We start from the raw sequence: 19,495 nt of genomic DNA on the forward strand, positions 1-19,495 counted from the left end.
ATGGCGCTGGATGGCGAACCCAAGGACGGCGACTACGTCCGTTATGTCGAACGGATGGTGCATCGTGGGATGCCCGCGCCGGGACAGGTCGGACGGCTCGGCAGTGCGTCAGCGGGAGATGCCGCGGCGCCCGGCCGCGTGCAGAGGAAGACGCGGTCAGGCAAGGGCGAGGAGACGCGCACCGTTGCGGGCACCGGTGCAAGCAGCACCACGGGCTACGCTACAGGCAATTCCACGGGCAACACCATGGGCAGCACCACGGGCGCCGGTACGCGCGCGGCCGACCGGGGCCAGCGGAAATATCCCGCGGGCAGCCCGGCGTGGGATGCCGCGCCCGATGACGGACAGGCGCAAGCCATGCAGGCCGGCAGTGGCGGCGGTCAGCCGCCTTCCCTGGCGGCCCGGTCCGCGCAAAGAAAAGTCTCCAGCGTGGTGTTCGTCGTGGCGCTGTTGATCGGCTGGCACGCCGTGCGCATGATCCTGGGCGCCGTCGAAAGCGGTTATGTGGACGGGCCGGCGCTGCTGCCTGGCGTTTTTCTGCTGGTCTTCGCGTTCATGGTGCTGGCCATGAGCCGCAATATCCGCCGCAGTGCCGAGCGGCCCGGGGGCAAGCTGCCGCCGCTGACCACGGTATCCAACAAGAAGCCGGGACAGGGTGGATAAGGGGCGGTCCCGCTGGCATCAATCTGTGGTGCTAACATTCCCCGCTTCCCCTTTTTCGATGACTCGCCGGCCGCCGCAGGTGGCCGCGCGGCCTGCTTTTGAACGGAGTACGCGTGACCCAGACCCCCGCCGGATTATTGCCCGCCCAGGCGGCGACCATGTTGAAGCTGCAAGACCAGCTCAATTGCCGCATCAATCCCGACTGGACGCGGGCCGGCCAGCGCTTCCTGCGCGCCGCTTTCGTCGAAGCGGCCGAAGCGCTGGAGCATCATGGCTGGAAGTGGTGGAAAAAGCAGACGCTGGATCTGCCGCAAGTGCAGATGGAGCTGATCGACATCCTGCACTTCTATCTGTCGCACGTGATCGTGGTGAACGACGGCGCGGAGGGCGCGGCGCGGGCGCTGATGGCGGACCTGGCGGGCAGCGATGACATCGTGCTGGACGGCAAGACGTATGCCCTGCCCGGCCTGGATATTCCCGAATTGCTGGAGCTGCTGGGCGGCCTGGCCGTGTGCGGCCGGGCCAGCTTCAAGGTGCTGGCCACCACGATGGCGAAGTGCCATCTGACCTGGGACGAGGCGTTCAAGCAATACGTCTCGAAGAATGTGTTGAACCTGTTCCGCCAGGACCACGGCTACAAGGAAGGCACCTACATCAAGATCTGGAGCGGCGAGGAAGACAATGTCGTCCTCGCTCGCCTGATGTCCGGCCTGGACGCCGCCCGGCCGGATTTTGCCGAGCAGTTGCTGGCACAGTTGGAACAAGCCTACGCGGCGTTGAATTAGGCCCTGCGCGCCCCCTTCAGGGCGTCACAGATACTCCTGGTGGGCCGTTCCAACTCGGTATTGCAAAGGGACCACACACAACCGGCCAATTCAATGCCCTCCTGAAATGACAGCCTGCCCGGTTGCTGCGCCAGTGAGACGCAGTTTTCCGTCGTCGTGGGTTCCGCCGGCAACGCGGCCGGAACGCCGGATGCTGAAGAAGTGCTGCATACGCTGCTCATGAATCGCCTCCAGGCTGAGGACCTGCTTCGGTTTGCCCGAATAGCCCCGTATGCAGGTCTCGTATTGCGCGCCGTGTCGATCCACGGTCGCGGTACTCTGAACCAAGGCGATTATCAGGGCTGGATGCCCTGGTGAGCAGCGTATTCCCCCCTTATAAGAAGCCGTCCTTTTTACGGTGGCCGGGCAACCCGCTAACCTTGCATCAGCGCCCGCCGAAGCTGGCGTCGATGAACAGATCCTTCAACTCGCGCGGCTGCGAGCGCCAGTATTGCGGCGGAGCCTGCACGTGGTGGCCCAGTTCGGCCGCCGCATGCCAGGGCCAGCGCGGGTCGTACAGGATGCCGCGTGCCAGCGACACCACGTCGGCCTGCCCGCTGGTGATGATTTCGTCGGCGTGACGGGGCTCGGTGATCAGACCCACCGCCATCGTCGGCAAGCCGGTTTCACGCTTGATCTCCGCGGCAAAATGCACCTGGTAGCCAGGCGACAAGGGAATCTTCTGCGCCGGCGACAGGCCGCCCGACGACACGTCGATGTAGTCGAGGCCACGCGCCTTCAAGGCCTTGGCAAAGACCAGCGTCTGCTCGATATCCCAACCGCCTTCGACCCAGTCCGATGCCGACACGCGCACGCCCACCGCCTTCTCGGCAGGGAAGGCGGCCCGCACCGCGTCGAAGACTTCCAGCGGGAAGCGCATGCGGTTTTCCAGGCTGCCACCGTATTCGTCGGTGCGCTGGTTCGACAGCGGCGACAGGAACTGATGCAGCAGATAGCCATGGGCGGAATGCAGTTGCACCGTGTCGAAACCCAGGCGCGCGGCCCGCTTGGCGGCATCCACGAACGCCTGGCGTAGGCGTTGCAGGCCAGCCTTGTCCAGGGCATGCGGCGGCACCTCGTCCTTGCCGTGCGGGACGGCTGACGGCGCATCGCAGATCCAGCCGCCTTCGGCGACCGGCAATTGTTGGCCACCCTGCCACGGCGCCTGGCTGGACGCCTTGCGGCCGGCGTGCGCCAACTGCAAGCCCAGCTTGATGGGGGCATAGCGGCGGATCGCCTGCACCACGCGTGCAAGCGCCTGCTCGTTGTCGTCGTTATAAAGGCCGACATCGGCCGGCGTGATGCGGCCGCCCGGCTCCACGGCCGTCGCCTCGATGGTCAGCAGGCCGGCGCCGGACAAGGCCAGGTGGCCGAGGTGGATCATGTGCCAGTCGGTGACGTTACCGTCTTCGGCCGAGTATTCGCACATCGGCGCGATGGCGATGCGGTTGACCAGCGGCAGCTTGCCCAGGGCAACGGGCGAGAACAGATGATTGCTCATGCGAGCTCCAGATAGGATGAACTCGTCGTTTATACCTTGGCGGACGACACACGGCGCTGAAATCCCCACAGGCGGCGGGGCCGGCCGCGTGGCGGCAGCGGCGCGCCTTCTACCGCCTTCTACTACGTCAGGGCCTTCACTACGTCAGGCGCCGCAATGATCACCACTATCACGACGAGAAGGTGACGGCCCCTGCCCTCATCATTCCCCGCCGATCACCGCCTCCAGGAATTGCTTGGCGCGCGGATGCCGGGGTTCGGAGAAGAACCGTGCCGAGGGCGCGTCCTCGACCACCTGGCCGGCATCGAAGAACAGCGTGCGGTCGGAGGACCGCTCGGCGAACTTCATCTGGTGGGTGACGATCAGCATGGTCATGGTCCGCTGTGCCGAGAGCTCGCGCATGATCTGCAGGATGCCGCCCACCAGCTCCGGATCCAGCGCCGACGTCACTTCATCGAACAGCATGATCTCCGGCCGCATCACCAACGCGCGGGCGATGCCGACGCGCTGTTTCTGGCCACCCGACAATTGCGCGGGATAGGCATCGCACTTGTCACCCAGTCCGACTCTTTCCAGATACTCCCGGCCCAGCGTCTCTGCTTGCGCGCGCGCCATGCCTTGCACGGTCATGGGCGCCTCGATGACATTGCCCAAAGCGGTCAGGTGCGGAAACAGGTTGAACTGCTGGAACACCATGCCTATCTTGCCGCGCACTTCGCGCAGGTGCGCGGAATCGGCCTTGGCCGGCCGCCCTTGCCCATCGACCCACATCGGCACGCCATCGATTTCGATATTGCCTTGCGAGGGGCGGTCCAGCGTCATCAGCACGCGCAGCAGCGTGGACTTGCCCGAGCCCGAAGGACCGACGATGGCCACGGTCTCGCCGGCCGGGATATCCAGGTCGATGCCACGCAGGATCTCCAGGTCGCCATGGCGTTTACGGATGCCGGTCAAACGTATGCTGGCGCTCATGATTGGTTTCCCGCGTGAGAGGTGGAAGGAGTGGCTGCAACGGGGGCGGCACGGCGGTCGCGCAGCGCCAGATGGCGTTCCAGGACGGCCACGCCACGCGCTGCCAGCAGGCTCAAGGCCAGGAAGATGACGCCGATCAGGGTCAGCGGTTCGGTGTAGCGGAAGGAGGCGGCACCGATCACCTTGCTTTGCTGCAATAGCTCGACCACGGTGATGGCCGACAGCATGGGGGTGTCCTTGAGCATGGCGATCAGGTAGTTGCCCAAGGCGGGCACGACGGGCGGCAAGGCCTGTGGCAACACGATGCGCGTCAAGGTGCGCCAGGGCGACATGTTCAGCGCCAGCGCGGCTTCGGGCTGGCCGCGCGGCACCGACTCCAGCCCGGCGCGATAGACCTCCGCGCAATACGAGGCGTAATGCAGTCCAAGGGCCAGGACGCCGGTGGCCAGCGGCGACAGGCTGATGCCGGTCAGCGGCAAGGCGTAGAACAGGAAGTACATCTGCACCAGCAGGGGTGTGCTGCGCACGAACTCGATCAGCAAGGCGGCCGGCATGGACAGCGCGCGCACCGGAGAACGCCGCCAGATCGCCAGCACCAGGCCCAGCACGATGGCGATCAGCATGCCCAGCACGGTGGCGGCCAGGGTCACCAGCAAGGCGCTGCCCAACTGCGGCAGGATGTCCCAGGCGTATTGCCAGTCGAAGCGGACGGGGACGGTAGCGGTCATTGCATGAGTACCTTTGCGTGGGGCGCGTTCATCGGGGCCACGTTCAGCGGACGGCGACCCGTTTTTCCAGCAAGCGCATCACGGCGGAAATGGCCTGCGCCGCGATGAAATACAAGACCAGCACCGCCAGGAACACCGGCGTGGTGCGCAAGGTGTCGCTGCGCACCAATTGGCCGCTGAAGGTCAGGTCGGTGATGGTGATCAGGGAAACCAGCGCGGTGTTCTTCAGCAACTCGATCAGCAGGTTGGTGGCGGGCGGCAGCATGGCGGCCAGCGCTTGCGGCAGGACGATCCGGCGCATGGCCAGCGCGGGCGGCATGTTCAAGGCCCGTGCCGCTTCGCGCTGGCCGGGCGGCACCGCGGCGATGGCGCCTCGCACCACTTCCGCGCCATAGGCACCGGTGTTGGCCGCCAGCACGGCGATGCCCACGGCCATGGCGGGTAACTCCAGGCCGAACAGCGGCAGGACGAAGTAGAACCAGAAAAGCTGCACCAGCGCGGAGGTGCCGCGGAATACCTGCACGTAGATGGTGGCGGGCCAACGCACCCACGGACGCGCGGACAGCCGGCCCAGGCCGGCCAGCAGCGCCAAGGGCAATGCCAGCAGCGCGGCCGCCGCCGTGATCTGCAAGGTCACGCCCAAGCCGCGCAATAACGGCAATAACAATATCTGCAACTCTTCCATTGCTTGATTCCGATTGATTGGTCGCCAGGCCCTTGCAGCGGGTGGCCGCGGCGGATGCGTCTGCTACTGTCCCGCGCACAGGCGCGCGGCCGTCATGCCCTGCGGCAATTCCTTGTCGGTGAAGCCGAACGGCGCCACCAGGCGTCGATGCGCCGGCGTGCCGATGAAGCGCTTGAGCTCCGCATTGAAGGCGTCGGCGAGCGGCTGGTCCTGCTTGCGGAAGGCATAGGCGCCGTAGCCGCGCACCGGCTTGCCATCGATCACCGGATCAGTGAACGGCTCGGCGCGTTCCAGGCCACCGTCGGGCGGCAGCTTGCTCAGCAGATGATTGACGGTCAGGGCGGTCGCGCCGTAGGCGTCGGCGCGGTCGACCTGCACGCCGGCCAGTGCGCTGACGGAGTCCGGAAAGACGACCACGCGGTCGGATGGCACGCCGACAGCCGCGGCGTAGTCGCTCTGGATTGCCCCGACGACGACGCCCAGTCTGGCATCCTTGTCACGCTTCAGGTCTTCGTAGCTATGCAGATTGCGCGGATTATGCGTGGGCACCAGGAAGGCGTCGCCTACGCCGTAGGTGGGGTCTGAAAACACCACTTGCTTGCAACGATCCGGCGTCACGTACATGCCGGCGGCGATGATGTCGAAGCGGCTTGCGTTGAGACCGGGAATCAGTGAGCCGAACTCGGTCAGCACGGCGTCCACTTTCTTGATACCCAGGCGCTGCAGCACCACGCGAGCGATTTCCACGGATTCGCCGGTGACCTGATTGCTGCGGCTGTCCATGTAGGCGAACGGCGCCTCGTTGGCGTAGCCCACGCGGATTTCACCCTTGGCGCGGGCTTCGGCCAGGGTGTCGGGGGGATGATCCTGGGTTTCATGCGATGACCCCGGTGAGGCAGCGCCGCCCTCTCCGTTCGCCCGCACAGCCGCGTAGCCCAGCGCCGTTGCGATAAGCACCGCGGCCACGCCGGCCAGTCTTAGGGCTTTAGCCAAACCCCGACCTCCTCAGCAAAAAATATGTATTGGCGAAATGATATTGCATAAAACTATTTCAGTACAAATCAATTGGCTGCGAATCAATCTTGGCAGACCACGAGGTTTTCGCTTTTGCCATCGGCTGCGGACCTTGCAGCACGGGCCGGTAGCCCTGCCGCAGCCTGCTGTCGCAGGCTGCGGCAGGAATGAGGAGGATGTGAGACTGGGAAAGCCTCTGTCTTGCCGCCGCCGGCGGGCGGACAGCGCTATTCGGCGGGATAGATGTATTGTCCGCCGCGTACACCGCCTATCACTACGGCCTCGGGGCCCAGGCCTTGGTGGTTGGTGGGGGACAAATTGAGTGTGCCGTTGGGGACGGCCAGGCCGCGGGTGTTTTCCAAGGCCTCGCGCAAGGCGACGCGGAAGGCTTCGGTGCCAGGGTGCAGGCCGGCCCGGGTGACCGTCGCCACGGCGTGGTCCAGCAACTGCCACGCGCCATACGCATCGGCGGAGAACTGCGTCACGGTGCCCTTGCCATATTGCCCTTCATACAAATCGGCAAAGGCCACGGCGGCGGACCGCGCCGGATGCTCCGGCGGCAAGGTGCGCACGAACATGGCCGGGCCGGCGGCAAACAAGGTGCCCTCGACATCCTCGACCCCTTCCTGCAAAAAGTTGGGCGTGGCGATGCCGTGCGTCTGATAGACCTGGCCGCTGAAGCCGCGCTCACGCAAGGTGCGTTGGGGTAATACAGCGTCGGCGCCCGTCGCGGCGATCAGCACTGCCGCCGGCTTCGCCGCGATGATGCGTTGCGCCTGGCCCACCAGGGCCTGGGCGCCGCGCGGATAGCGTTCCTCCGCGACGATGTTCAGCTTGCCTGCCGCGGCCTGGTGCAGCGCCTGGCGCCAGTCTTCGCCGTAGGCATCGTCGAAGCCTAAAAACGCGATGTCGTGATAGCCGCGTCTCACCATGCTGTCCACCAGGGCGCGGGCCATCAGGTCATCGTTCTGCGACATCTTGAAGACCCAGGCGCGGTCCGCATCCATGGGCTGGACCAGGCCAGGCGTGCCCGCGAGGAAAATCAAGGGCGTGCGGGTGCGCGCGGCAGCCGGCAGCACCGCCTGGGCCAAAGGCGTCGTTACGAACCCGACCACGGCGTCGGCACGCGCGGTGCCGGTGGCCTGACCCGCAGCCGTGCCTGGACCAGTGCCGGTGTTCGTGCCGGCCGCCTTGTCATCCCCGGCGGATTCCGTGAACGCCCGCATATTGGCGAGCGCGCGCGCTGGCTCGCCGGCGTCGTCCAGAACGACGTAGCGCGCGGGCAGGCCGCCCAGGGTCAGCGGCCACAAACGCACCGCATTGCGGCTTTGCAGGCCGAGGACGTTGGCGCGGCCCGTCAGGGACAAGGAAACGCCCACCACGACGGGGGGTGTTGCGCCGGTATCCGCGGCGAGGACGACGGACGTAGTGGAAACGGGGTAAGCGGGGGAAGCAGCGGAGGCAGCGGAAGACGTAGATGCAGCAGATGCAGCAGATGTTGAGGATGCTGCAGATGTTGAGGATGCTGCAGGCGCGGCCGCGGCTGCGGATAACCCCGGGACCGGCAACCAGCCAGCAAGACTCAATGAAACAACCGCGGCGATCCACCACGGCCGGGCGCGAGGACGCGACGGCAGGACAGCAAACATGGCAAGGCTCCGAATACAGGCGGAAGCGCGTATATCCCGAATTTTGCCCTAATCCTTCAGGTTTGCTTCAACCCGTCAGCGAATCGTGAAAAAGTGGTTACGGCGACACGCCGCGACGCGCTCAACCCGCCTTCTGCTGATGCGCTTCGTAGACCAGTGCCGCGGCGGTCAGGTCTTCCAGCGCGCTGCCGACCGCCTTGAAGATGGTGATCTCATCGTCCCGCTGGCGCCCCGCCACGGTCCCGCGCGTCAGGCCCTGCAGATCGCCACGAATATCGCCACGGGCCAGCGTACCGGCCTCGAAGGCGCGCAGCAAGTCACCCGACTTGGCGGGCGCTTCATCGGTATCGACATAGACCGACGCGCCACGGAAGCAGTCAGGATGCGCTTCCAGCATCTCGGGCTTGAAGCTGCCGATCAGGTCCAGATGAGTGCCCGGCCGCAACCAGGCCGCCTGCACCAGCGCTTCGGTCGACAAGGTGGCGCAACTGACGATGTCCGCCTGCTCGACCGCCGTGCGTGCATCCTCGACGGCGACCGCGTCCATGCCCGCCTCGCGCAGACTGGCCGCCAGCGCCTGGGCGCCCGCCGGCCGCACGTTCCAGACGAGCACGCGCTCGATGGGCCGCACGGCGCACATGGCCTGCGCCACCAAGCCGGCGATACGGCCGGACCCGATGATGGTCAACACGCGCGCATCGCGCCGCGCCAGGTAGTCCGCGCCCAGGGCAGCGGCGCCGGCGGTGCGATACACCGTCAGCACGTCGCCGTCGACATGCGCCAGCGGTATGCCGGTATGCGCGCTGTACAGCGTGTACGTGGCATGCAGCCCCGGCAGGCCCCGGGCCCCATTGCCAGGATAGATATTGATGATCTTCACGCCCAGGTAACCGCGCTCGCTCCAGGCCGGCATGATCAGCGCGGTACCCTGGTGGCCGCCGGATTCGACGGCATGGGTGTGCCGCAGGGGCACCGTCGCGCCTTGCTGGAAAGCCGTGCGCAAGGCGGGAATGAGTGTGTCGAAAGACAGCGCCGAACGGGTCTGTTCGGTATTGATGAGCAACATCGGACTACCTCCTGATAGCCGAGGATTATCCCGAAGAGGGGCCCGGACTGCTACAAGAGATATCCCGCCATGGGGTATATGATGATTTCTCGGCTTCGCTTGGCGAAGCCGTGTCCTTTCAATCCTTCCTGGGAGTAGCAGCATGAAGAAGAAAGCATCCGCAGTATGGAAAGGCGACCTGAAAACCGGCAAAGGCCAGATCTCCACCGAAAGCGGCGCTTTGAAGGACGCGCCCTATGGCTTCAAGACCCGCTTTGAAAACGCACCCGGTACCAATCCCGAAGAGCTCCTGGGCGCCGCCCACGCGGGCTGCTTCTCGATGGCCTTGTCCAATATCCTCGGCGAATCGGGCCTGACCGCCGACAGCATCCAGACCGAAGCCGTCGTGACGCTAGACCAGGCTGATGGCGGTTTCGCCATCACCGCCGTGCATCTGACCGTCGTGGCCAAGATCCCCGGCGCCGATGCCGCCGCATTCGAGGCAGCCGCCAACAAGGCCAAGGCGGGCTGCCCGGTTTCCAAGGTGCTGAAAGCCACCATCACCATGGACGCCAAGCTGGCCTGATCGGGCCGCGTACCGCGAATCCGTGCAGGTAGGTTCTATATAGAGCCCCCTGCGCGAGGCGGGCAGCCTGCTGCCTGCTGCCTCCATTACAGACTGAACCTGCGCCGACCGGGATCCACCGGTCGGCCGGTTCACTGCCGCCGGATTATTCCGGACGCGATATTCCGTCCGGCTCATGTCCCCGCCGGCGGCCACTGCCTATCCTCCCTGGCACTGCACTTGCAGAGAGACCCCGAGAGCTTATTTCTAACGCTTGCCGCGGCGCTCCTGCCAAGGCACACTCCCCAAATAGATGAGATTCGGACTTCGCGAGCGGTCGATAGTTTTTTTAAATCGCAAACTACATTTCTATTTAGTTGACCGAATCCGCCGGAATACTCACAATGGGAATCATTCTCAAATTAGTCCGATCAGCATGATTTTGCTGGGGGACTGCTCGAAAGCGGTAGCTCCCCGGTCACAGGGAGGGCAAACGGCCTAGGGACTTTAACCGGCGGCACCCTTGACCAAATTCATCCTGGCAATCACCGGCAACAGAGCGATCGCCGCCCACGACAGGCAAGTGTCGTTAGGCCTGCGCCGCCTGGTCGGCTCCGGCCTGCTGGTAGCCGTAGGCTATATCGATCCGGGCAACTGGGCCACCGACATCGCGGGTGGCAGCACCTTCGGTTATCACCTGATGATGGTGGTATTCGTCGCCGCATTCCTGGCCTTGGGCTTCCAGGTGCTGGTGTCGCGCCTGGCGCTGGCCACGGGTGAAGACCTGGCCACCCTGACCGTGCGCCACCTGCCCCGCCCGCTGGCACGCATGGCGTGGCTGGCCGGCGAAGCGGCCATCCTGGCCACCGCCCTGGCCGAACTCATCGGCGGCGCCATCGCCTTGCGGCTGCTGTTCAATCTGCCTCTGCTGGTGGGCGTGGGCGTGACGGCCGCCGGTACCTTCGCCGTGCTGGCCGTAGCGCGTGGCAACGCCGATCGGCACGAGCGCATCATTGCCGTGCTGCTGGCCGTCGTTTCGGTGTCGTTCATCTTCCTGCTGTTCAAGGTCAAGCCCGACTGGACTGCCGTGGCCGTCGGCACGGTCAACCCGGTGCAGGCCTTGCGCGATCCCACCGGCTTCCTGATCGCGCTGGGCATCCTGGGCGCCACCCTGATGCCGCACAATCTCTATCTTCACTCCGGCTCGCTGGCCCACCGCGCCCGCGAGCTGCCGCGCGAGGCCCGCACGCTGGCCATGCGCATCGCGCGCAACGACACCATCTTCTCGCTGGGCATCGCCACGCTGATCAATGCCGCCATCATCATCGTCGCCGCCGCATCGTTGGCGGGCGGCCCGATGCCTGTGACCAGCCTGGACGAAGCCCATGCCGTCATCGGCAAGACGCTGGGCGTGGGTGCCGCCGTGGTGTTCGCGGTGGCGCTGTATGCCGCGGGCCAAAGCTCCACCATCACCGGCGTGCTGGCCGGACGCGTGCTGGCCAATGGCTTTCGCGCCAGCAAGTGGTCGGACCGCAAGCGTGCGCTGTTCACGCGCCTGGTTGCCGGCAGCGTGGCCATCGGGCTGCTGGTTGCCACGGGTGGGCATGATCCCGACGAACTGCTCGTGCTCAGCCAGGTGGTCTTGAGCCTGGCCCTGCCCTTTGCCCTGGTGCCGCTGGTGTGGCTGGCCATGCGCAACGACGTCATGGGCAGCTACAAGCTGCGCGGCACATGGGCCATGCTGGCGATCCTGGCGACCGCGGGGATCGTCTTGCTGGATGGCTATCTACTGGTGTTGCAGGCGATTTGAAGGCGTACATGACACCCCGCGAACGCACCAGGTGAAAGCAAACGCCTGGACGTGCGCCCGAGCGCATATTTTTCTCTTCAGAAAGAAGAAAAGGGAATTTCTTGAGAAATTCCCTTTTTCATTCCATGTTGCGGCTAGCAGCGACCGGTTGCTTTATGCGCCGATCGGCTGGCTATCCGGGCGACGGATCACGATGGTCGACGAGCGTGGCGTGCGGCCGCTTTCCGGCCAGGCCTGCGTGGGATGCTGGATGTTGACGAAGAACGTCGTCAAGTCCGGCGTGTAGGCGATGCCCGTGATTTCGCAGCCCACCGGCCCCACCAGGAAGCGCTTGGACACCCCCGTGGCCGGATCGATGCAATACATGCCGTTATTGCCGAACACGGTGGTCGACGCGGTCGAACCCAGGTTCATGTCGGTCTCAACCCACAGGCGGCCGGCGGCGTCCAGGCGCAGGCCGTCCGGGCTGCTGAAGGCATCGCCGTTGATGTTGCCCGCCAGGTTGGGCTTGCTCAGCGCGGCAGCCTGGACCGGATCGCCGGCCAGCAGGAAGATGCTCCACGTGAACGTGGTGGCCAGGGGCGAATTGCCGGCCTCGTTCCAGCGGATGATGTGGCCATGATGATTTTCCGCGCGCGGATTGGCCGCATCGACCGGTGCATTGGTGCCCCGGCCGCTATTGTTGGTCAGGGTGACGAAGATGTCTTTGTTGGGACCCACCGTGATCCATTCCGGCCGATCCATCACCGTGCCGCCCACCGATACCGCGGCATCCTGGGTTTCGATCAGCACGTCGGCCTGGGTGGCGAAACCCTCTGCCGAAGTCAGGCCCGCATTGCCCTGCACCAGGGGTATCCACACGCCGCCACCGCCCGCGTTGAACTGCGCCACATACAACGTGCCGTCATCCAGCAGATTGGTGTTGGCCGCGCGATTGGCGGGATCGTAAGCGCGGGTGGGCACGAATTTGTAGATGCAGCCCGGCGTCGTATCGTCGCCCATGTAGAAGGCGACTCGGTTGTTCTCGTCGACCAGGTAGGCCACGTTCTCGTGCGCGAAGCGACCCATGGCGGTGCGCTTGACGCCTTGCGACAGCAACTGGCCTTGCGGATCCAGTTCGACCACCCAGCCGTAGTTGATGTCGGGCTGACTGCTGTCGAAGTAGTTGCTGGTGGTTTCTTCGCAGGTCAGGTAGGTGCCCCAGGGCGTGGCGCCGCTGGAGCAGTTGTTCAGGGTGCCGATGATGGTGGCGCCCAGGCGGCTGCGCGCAGGGCCGCCGACGCCGTAGGCCGTGTTGCCGGTGTAGCGGCGGTTGTAGGTGGAATCGTGCTTGACGCTCCAGGTGCCGTCGGTCTGGGCCACTTCGATGACCGACACGCCCACGGCGGACAGCGCCAGGCGCTTCTGGTCCAGGGTGGCGGTGGCCTCGTTGAAGGAACCGCTGAAGGTGCCCGTGGGGAAGTAGACCTTCAGGTCGACCTGTTCGTGGTTGATGGCCAGCAGGCCGCCCTGCTGCGGGTCCACGCCCGGCAAGGCGAAGTAGTGCATGCCGTCGTTGTCGCCGCCGGCACGCTTGTCGGTAACGTCCCAGGCCGGGAAGACGCCTTCGGTCCAGGCTGTCGAGCCGGCTTCCACGGCGTCGCCGGTGGAGAACAGCACCTGCACCTGGTAGCCCGACGGCACGGTCACCGTGTCGGCAGTGGTGCGCGCGACGGATTGGAAGCGGATGGAGTAGTCCTTGTCGGGGTCCAGGCCTGGCTCGCGAGGCGTTTCCTCGGGAGTTTCGGCTGGGGGGTCCTGGGCCGGGGGATCGTTGCTGACGGGCATGTCATCGTCGTCGTGATCGCCACCACAGGCCGTCAGCGACGTGGCGCCGAAGACAGAGAGGGCCGCCATGCCAAAACCGGATTTCAGCCAGGTACGGCGCGCCGGGTCGGCGGCCAGGACCTCGTCCAGGGACTGGCCCGGCTTGGGGCTGATGCGGCCGGACGAGGGGGGACAGGTGGCTCTGGCTTCATCGGTGCTGTGGGACATGCGGCTTCTCCAATTGATAGCAGGTTGAAAGCTACGCATGATGCATATGGAATTTGACAGGAAGTTGTCAGTTGTTCATAAGGAAATTGATAGCTAAGCCATTCGTGCTCGCCCGAGTCGGCGATGAGACCGGGCCGGCTGCCGCCGGCCCCTGCGCCGCATCCCGCTATCGCGCATGGCGCGGCACCTGGACCGGAGGGCGGCCGGGGCCGTGCTGGACTGGACTGGACTGGACTGGACTGGACTGGACTGGACTGGACTGGGCTGGGCTGGGCTGGGCTGGGCTGGGCTGGGCTGGGCTGGGCTGGGCCGGGTCAGGACTGGCGCCGGGGCCGGAGGGGGCGGTAGCCCCCTCAAAAAAAAAGCCGGCGTTTACGCCGGCCCTTCCTTCGCCCCCTGCGGTGGGGATCAGATTTTCGCCTTGAACTCCTTGTTCCAGTAATCCAGGAAGTCGTTCTTGCTGTCGACCAGGGCTTTCAGGTCGTATTTGTGGATACGCTTGATCTCGTCTTCGGTGAAGCCCACCCGCGCCTGCAGATCGGGCGGCAACTGCGCGTTGTGAACGGTCGGGGCATACCCCATGGCCTTGGCGAACTGCAATTGGCCAGCAGGATCCAGCATCGCGTTGAGATACTTCCAGCCGCTTTCCGCATTGCGGCTGTTGCGCGCCAGGCCACCTTCGAAGGTGACCGGAATCGCACCCTCCTTCGGAATCACGAATTCCAGCGGCAACCCCGCATCACGCCACTGCAGCGCGCGCGCCTTCCACATGCAGGCCATCCAGATCTCGCCGGACTTGAAGGCCGCCGCCACGGCTTCGTTGGACGGATAGACCCGGGGCTGGTTCTTCACCAGCTCGGACAGGAACTTCTTGCCCGGCTCGAAACTGTTAGTGCCGCCCCCCGCCGCCAGGCCCACGAAGATACCGTTGAAGTTGAACAGGATGTCCGAGAACCCGGTACGCCCCTTGTACGCAGGATCCAGCGCAATATTGAAGCTGTCCGGCGGCGTCTTGAATTTTTCCTTGTTGTACACCAGCACCATGGCGCTGAAGATATGCGGAATCGAATATGGCGTCTTGAACTGGTCGTACACATTGGCCAGGTTCGGCACCTGCTTGGCCGTGACGTCATGCAGGCACTCGCTACGTGCCACGTCGTACATGTCCAGGTCGCCCAGCAAGGCCACGTCCATGGAACCGCGCCGCGAATTCTTTTCCGCTTTCAGCTTGGTCATGCGGGGCACGGCGTTGCCGGTGTCGAACACCACATCCAGGCCCAGCTGCTTGGCGGTGGGGCCGATGAACTGCTGGAGGAAATTCTGGTAATCGCCGCCCCAGGTGCCCACCACCACATCGCCGCCGGCGGCGCGCGCCATGCCAGGGACCAAGGGAAGCGCCGGAGCCAGTGCCAGCCCCGCTGCGGATTTCAGAAAAGTGCGCCGATCGCGATGCCAGTTTTGCATGCCGTGACTCCTTCCATGAACGTTTATCGCGCTACGCCCCCGTGTGCGTAACGCTGGAGATGACCCTGACGCGGAGAGCCGCCGGGCCGGTGCAACTGCTTGATGCTGCGAATTGATGCTGCGAATTGATGCTGCGAATTGGTGTTGCCGCTTGGTGTTGCCACTATCCTCCGCGCGGTTGCACCTCATTGTGGGTGGAGTGCGACCTCGCCTGAATTGGAGGTTACCCGCAAGGAACCCGTGCCCGACGGCCGTGATGCGTGCACCGTGACGGCAGCATGAACCACCATGGTGTTGAGCGCCTGCGCGTCCAGGTCGCGGGTGATGATGACGAACAGGTTGTCCGTCACGTCACCGGCACGCAGGCGGCGCGGCGCGCTGAACGTGGTGCCGACGCTCTGGATCAGGATGGGGTCGTCGCAGTCGCTCACCCGCAGCACGGCCTTCACCCGCAACAGACGCTCGCCGCAATAGGCGGAAAGATCATCCAGCCATAAAGCCAGGTCTTCCCACGCGGCACCTTCCGCCAGCGCGGCGGTCAGCACGTGTATGCGTGGATGCGCGATGCTTCCTGCCTGCGCCGCCTTGGCTTGTGTGGCCGCGCCCTTGCCCGGCGTGGCGGACGACGAGAACGCGCCGGCCTGCCCTGCCCGCCCGCTTGCCCGCAGCGCGGCCACGGCTTGCGCCACGCCGGCGTCACCCGCCGCCTGCGCGACATCTGGGGCGGTATCTGGCGCGGCGTCTGGCGCGATGTCCGGCGCGATGTCCGGCGCGGTGACTGATGCGACGGCTGATGCGCTGCCCTCGAAGGCGCGGCGGGCAGCCTGCTCGCGTGCGGGCTCATGGACGATATCCGCCAGCGGATTGATACCGGCGATCACCGCTCGATGATGCGCAATGTCCTGCTCGCCGGCCAAGTCGAGCTTGGTCAACACGATACGTTGCGCCGCCGCCAGTTGCGCGCTGGCCTCGTCGAAACGTTCGGCCTGCAAAGCGCCCGTGACGCAGTCATAGGTGCTTATCACGGTCAGCCGCAGCCGGCGCTGCGCCAGTTCAGGATCCGCCAAGGCGGCGATGATGGGTCCCGGCCGGGACACACCGCTGGTTTCGAGGATGATGCGACGTAATGGACCCAACGTCTGACCCAACGTCTGACCCGACGCCGGCCCCGGCCCGAGCGCCGCACCGCCCGCCGGCCCATACCCCGCCGGGCGCCGCGCGTCCAGCAAGGCGACCACGGTGTCCACCAGGCTGCTGCGCATCGCGCAACAGACGCAGCCATTGGCCAAAAGCGTCATCGGCACGGCATCGCTGCCATCGGCAACGATGACGCCGTCGACACCGATCTCGCCCACCTCGTTGACGATGACGCCCGTGTCGGCGGTGCCCGCATCATTCAGATACTGCAGCAACAGCGTCGTCTTGCCGCTGCCCAGGAAGCCGGACAGGATGATCAGATCGACCGGCTCCGCTTCGCGCGGCGCCAGCATGGCCGCATGCGACGCGGCATTTGAGGACGCAGCCCCGGATGCCACAGCCCTCGATGCCACAGCCCCGGATGAAACAACCCCTTCTGTCTCAGCGCGCATGGGGCGGCCCCTCGGGATCGCCGTCCCAGCTGCCGCGTACCAGCTCACGCACATCGGCCAGCAACTGCTCGGTGTCATACACCATGCCGGCCTTGATGGTGTAGCGCAAGGCCCGTTGCCACTCGACCTTGCCCGTATCGTCGTTCAAGCGCATCGCACCCGTGCCGTACAGCAACTTGAAATCCTCCAGGGGATTCTGGTCATGCACCAGCAGGTCAGCGCGCTTGCCCAGATCCACGACCCCGGTGTCGCCATCCAGCCCCAGCAGGGCCGCGCTTTCCGCCGTGGCCGCGCGCAGCACCTCCAACGGATGGAAACCGGCCTCCTGCAACAACTCAAGTTCGCGGATGAAGCCGAAGCCATATATCTGGAAGATGAAGCCCGAGTCGCTGCCGGCGCAGACCCGGCCGCCCAGGTTCTTGTACTCGTTGATGAACTGCATCCACAGCCGGTAGTTCTGCTTCCACTCGATTTCGTTGGTGGTGCTCCAGCGATACCAGTAGGCGCCATGGCCGCCGCGCTGCGGCTGGAAGTATTTCCAGACGGCCTTCCACGTGTAGTCGTCGTGCCAGTCGGCGCGCCGCGCCCGCATCAGGTCGCGATTGGCGTCATAGATGTTGAAGGTCGGCACGAATGTGTGGCCTGCCTCCAGAAAGGCATCCATGACCTCGCGCCATTTGGCGCTGCCGGGCTGGGCCGCCTGCATGAAGGTCTGGCCCGCCAGCGCGAAACGGAAGTACTCGTCGCCGTAGTTGTAGTCCGTGGGGAAATTCTGCACCACGCGGTTCTCGAACAGCGCTTCCGGCAGGCCGTAGTAATGCTCGGAACTGGTCAGCCCCCATCGCGCCGACTTCAGGGAGTTCACCCGAGTCACCGCCATCTGCGCATGATGGCAGCCCGAACGCAGGCCTTCGATGCGGGCCTCGTCCAACGCCGCCTGCATGATGGCGGGCGGCGCCCCGAAGAACTTGATGCCGTCGGCACCGCGCGCCTTGATCTTGCGCACCCACTCGCGCGCCTGCTCCGGCGTATGGATAGTCTTGACGCGGTCGTTCACCGCCGGAAAGTAGGCATGCGCCACGATGCGCGGCGCCGCGATTTCGTTCTTCTCCGCGGCTTCCTTCTGCTGCAGGTTCCAGCCCAGGCCATTGATGGAACCCATCTCGCGGATGGTGGTTACGCCATGGGCCAGCCACAGCTTGTAGATGTAGTCGGCCGGCGGCACGATGCCGCTCATCGAGTGATACGGCGTACCGATGTGCGCATGCGCATCGACGAAACCCGGCGTGACGAACTTGCCATGGCAATCGATCTCGTGATCGCCCGGGCCCGGCCGCCGCGCGGGATTGATCTCCTTGAGCGGCGTGCCCACATTGACCAGCCCGACGATACGGTCCTGCTCGATGACGATGTCCACGGGCCCCCAGGGCGGCGCCCCCGTCCCGTCGATGACGGTGGCGCCTCGCAACACCAGGCGCCCGAAAGGCCCTTCCCCGCGATCGCGCGAGGTGGCGGCGACGGCGGGATGCCATCCTTTGGCGGCATTGAGATCCCGCAATTCCTCGCCAACTTCCGAGCTGGCGTAAGACTGGTCGGCAGACATGGTTCTTCCTTCGACACGATGGGGCACTTGCGGCGGCGCAGGGACGCCTGCAGGGTCCGGGTTAGACAGAAAAGCTAGGCATGAAAGGTGGCGTTCCAGAACGTATTCAGATCGGCCTCGCTGCGCACCAGCAGGTCCATGTCGCGCTTGACCACCCGTTCCAGTTCGGCCGGCGCGAACGCCACCGCCTGGCTCTCGGGCGGCAAAGCCGCATCGACGACCGCGGGCGTCAGGTAAAGGCGCGCGGCAAGCGCCTGCTGCACCTTGACGTCGAGCAAGGCATTCAGGAACGCGGCGGCGCAGGCCCGATTCGGCCCCGCGGCGACCGGCGCGGCCTGCGATACCGAGGGAATCAATCCTTCACGCGGCACCACAGACGCCAGGTCCAGGCCGTCTTTCTTCCACTTCAGCGCGGTCGAGCGCCAGACCAGCGCGGCCCGCACCTGGCCATGGCGAAACGCCCGCGCGAGGCTGTTCTCGTCGTAATAGGCACGCGCGCCCTGGCCCCGCAGCGCGGTCAACCAGGCGCGTCCCGCATCGAGGTCCGCGGCGCCCTTGCCCGCCGCCAGCGCACCGGCGATGGCCAGCGTCACGGGCATGCCGTCGAGCAGACCGATGTGGTCCCTGGACTGCCCTGCGCCGGATGCAGCACCGTTGGCCGCGCCCGTTTTTTCCGAGGAATCCTTGCCGCTGGCGTCCTTGGCGGCATCCTTGGATGCGTCCTTGGCGACGTCCTTCGAGGCGCTCTCGGCGGCCGGCTCAAGCAGCGCGGCCAGGCTGTCCGGCGGCGCCTTGAACTTGCTCTTGTCGTAGACCAGCACCAGGCCGGTCCACGCATACGGAATGGCGGATGGCGACTGCAGCGCCGGCAGCACTTGTGCGCCGCGCGTGACCGCCTGGGCATCGATGGGCGCCAGGCCGCCTTCCATCTGGATCGCGCGCAACTCGCGGTCGCGCAGCACGACGAGATCCAGCGTGGGCTTGCGCGCGCCAACTTCAGCGCGGATGCGCGTGCGCTGCGCCAGGGCGCTGGCAACCTGATACGACGGCACCAGGCCGGCCGGCGCCAGCAAGGGATCGAGCACTTCCTGCAGCAAGGCCTGCCGCGTACCCGCGGCTATGCCAACCGAAACGCCGGCCCCACATTGCGCGGCCGCGCGCGCCAGCCCTGGCAGGCCCAGCAGCGTCGACGCCACCGGGCCGGCGGCCAGCAGCGAAGAAAAACGCAGAAATGAACGACGTGTACGCACAGCGGCCATGCCACAAACTCCAGAAACCTGATGGGACCCTCATTTTCATCCCATGTTTAACCGCTTGTCACGCGGTCGTCCGTTACTTTTTCCAGCGCG

Annotated in this window: 17 protein-coding genes; 4 read left to right on the plus strand and 13 right to left on the minus strand. The window is 65.5% G+C overall.

Annotated elements, in window-relative coordinates; all coding sequences use genetic code 11:
• Together CEY05_RS06150 and CEY05_RS06155 are read left to right on the plus strand one after the other, a co-directional pair.
• Positions 1 to 663 carry a hypothetical protein gene (locus CEY05_RS06150; RefSeq protein ID WP_088596534.1) on the plus strand — a complete coding sequence of 221 codons (663 nt, stop codon included), beginning with the start codon at positions 1 to 3 and terminating at the stop codon, positions 661 to 663.
• A 158-nt stretch (positions 664 to 821) separates the two neighbouring features.
• Positions 822 to 1,448: a dUTPase gene (locus CEY05_RS06155; protein WP_088596624.1), complete on the plus strand. Its 627-nt coding sequence runs from the start codon at positions 822 to 824 to the stop codon at positions 1,446 to 1,448.
• Between the two features lie 90 nt (positions 1,449 to 1,538).
• On the opposite strand, the gene CEY05_RS30815 is transcribed toward CEY05_RS06155, so the two are convergent.
• The 8 genes from CEY05_RS30815 to CEY05_RS06190 all read right to left on the minus strand — a co-directional run bounded on the left by CEY05_RS30815 (position 1,539) and on the right by CEY05_RS06190 (position 9,102).
• Positions 1,539 to 1,775: a hypothetical protein gene (locus tag CEY05_RS30815; RefSeq protein ID WP_143220289.1), complete on the minus strand. Its 237-nt coding sequence runs from the start codon at positions 1,773 to 1,775 to the stop codon at positions 1,539 to 1,541.
• A 97-nt stretch (positions 1,776 to 1,872) separates the two neighbouring features.
• On the minus strand, positions 1,873 to 2,988 hold the full coding sequence (locus tag CEY05_RS06160; protein WP_088596535.1) for an NADH:flavin oxidoreductase/NADH oxidase: 1,116 nt from the start codon (positions 2,986 to 2,988) through the stop codon (positions 1,873 to 1,875).
• A 201-nt stretch (positions 2,989 to 3,189) separates the two neighbouring features.
• Complete coding sequence (locus tag CEY05_RS06165) at positions 3,190 to 3,960, minus strand: amino acid ABC transporter ATP-binding protein (RefSeq protein WP_088596536.1); 771 nt, start codon at positions 3,958 to 3,960, stop codon at positions 3,190 to 3,192.
• Complete coding sequence (gene ehuD / locus CEY05_RS06170; RefSeq protein WP_088596537.1) at positions 3,957 to 4,688, minus strand: ectoine/hydroxyectoine ABC transporter permease subunit EhuD; 732 nt, start codon at positions 4,686 to 4,688, stop codon at positions 3,957 to 3,959. The genes CEY05_RS06165 and ehuD overlap by 4 nt, the downstream gene beginning before the upstream one ends.
• A gap of 43 nt (positions 4,689 to 4,731) precedes the next feature.
• A complete protein-coding gene (ehuC, locus tag CEY05_RS06175; protein ID WP_088596538.1) occupies positions 4,732 to 5,373 on the minus strand; it encodes an ectoine/hydroxyectoine ABC transporter permease subunit EhuC in 642 nt (213 codons plus the stop codon).
• A 63-nt stretch (positions 5,374 to 5,436) separates the two neighbouring features.
• Positions 5,437 to 6,366 carry an ectoine/hydroxyectoine ABC transporter substrate-binding protein EhuB gene (gene ehuB / locus CEY05_RS06180; RefSeq protein WP_233161375.1) on the minus strand — a complete coding sequence of 310 codons (930 nt, stop codon included), beginning with the start codon at positions 6,364 to 6,366 and terminating at the stop codon, positions 5,437 to 5,439.
• Between the two features lie 248 nt (positions 6,367 to 6,614).
• Positions 6,615 to 7,754, minus strand: a complete 1,140-nt coding sequence (locus tag CEY05_RS06185) for an ABC transporter substrate-binding protein (RefSeq protein ID WP_158219263.1) — start codon at positions 7,752 to 7,754, stop codon at positions 6,615 to 6,617.
• Positions 7,755 to 8,157: 403 nt separating this feature from the next.
• Positions 8,158 to 9,102, minus strand: a complete 945-nt coding sequence (locus CEY05_RS06190) for an ornithine cyclodeaminase family protein (RefSeq protein WP_088596541.1) — start codon at positions 9,100 to 9,102, stop codon at positions 8,158 to 8,160.
• Between the two features lie 142 nt (positions 9,103 to 9,244).
• Between CEY05_RS06190 and CEY05_RS06195 the strand changes: the two genes are divergently transcribed.
• Complete coding sequence (locus tag CEY05_RS06195; protein WP_088596542.1) at positions 9,245 to 9,667, plus strand: OsmC family protein; 423 nt, start codon at positions 9,245 to 9,247, stop codon at positions 9,665 to 9,667.
• A 502-nt stretch (positions 9,668 to 10,169) separates the two neighbouring features.
• Complete coding sequence (locus CEY05_RS06200; RefSeq protein WP_088596543.1) at positions 10,170 to 11,456, plus strand: Nramp family divalent metal transporter; 1,287 nt, start codon at positions 10,170 to 10,172, stop codon at positions 11,454 to 11,456.
• Between the two features lie 153 nt (positions 11,457 to 11,609).
• Here the strand turns inward: CEY05_RS06200 and CEY05_RS06205 are convergent, their stop codons facing one another.
• The 5 genes from CEY05_RS06205 to CEY05_RS06230 all read right to left on the minus strand — a co-directional run bounded on the left by CEY05_RS06205 (position 11,610) and on the right by CEY05_RS06230 (position 19,405).
• The gene (locus tag CEY05_RS06205; RefSeq protein ID WP_088596544.1) at positions 11,610 to 13,490 is read right to left on the minus strand and encodes a PhoX family phosphatase; all 1,881 of its coding nucleotides are present in this window, start codon (positions 13,488 to 13,490) and stop codon (positions 11,610 to 11,612) included.
• A gap of 408 nt (positions 13,491 to 13,898) precedes the next feature.
• A complete protein-coding gene (locus CEY05_RS06215; protein ID WP_088596546.1) occupies positions 13,899 to 14,954 on the minus strand; it encodes an extracellular solute-binding protein in 1,056 nt (351 codons plus the stop codon).
• 185 nt (positions 14,955 to 15,139) lie between these two features.
• Entirely contained in the window at positions 15,140 to 16,489 is a 1,350-nt protein-coding gene (locus CEY05_RS31655) for a CobW family GTP-binding protein (protein WP_233161376.1), read from the minus strand.
• Positions 16,490 to 16,532: 43 nt separating this feature from the next.
• A complete protein-coding gene (locus CEY05_RS06225) occupies positions 16,533 to 18,146 on the minus strand; it encodes an amidohydrolase family protein (RefSeq protein ID WP_088596547.1) in 1,614 nt (537 codons plus the stop codon).
• A 74-nt stretch (positions 18,147 to 18,220) separates the two neighbouring features.
• Positions 18,221 to 19,405, minus strand: a complete 1,185-nt coding sequence (locus CEY05_RS06230) for an extracellular solute-binding protein (protein ID WP_088596548.1) — start codon at positions 19,403 to 19,405, stop codon at positions 18,221 to 18,223.
• Positions 19,406 to 19,495: the final 90 nt, after the last annotated feature.

The sequence above is a fragment of the Achromobacter sp. HZ34 genome, assembly GCF_002209485.1.
Lineage (GTDB): Bacteria > Pseudomonadota > Gammaproteobacteria > Burkholderiales > Burkholderiaceae_B > Bordetella_C.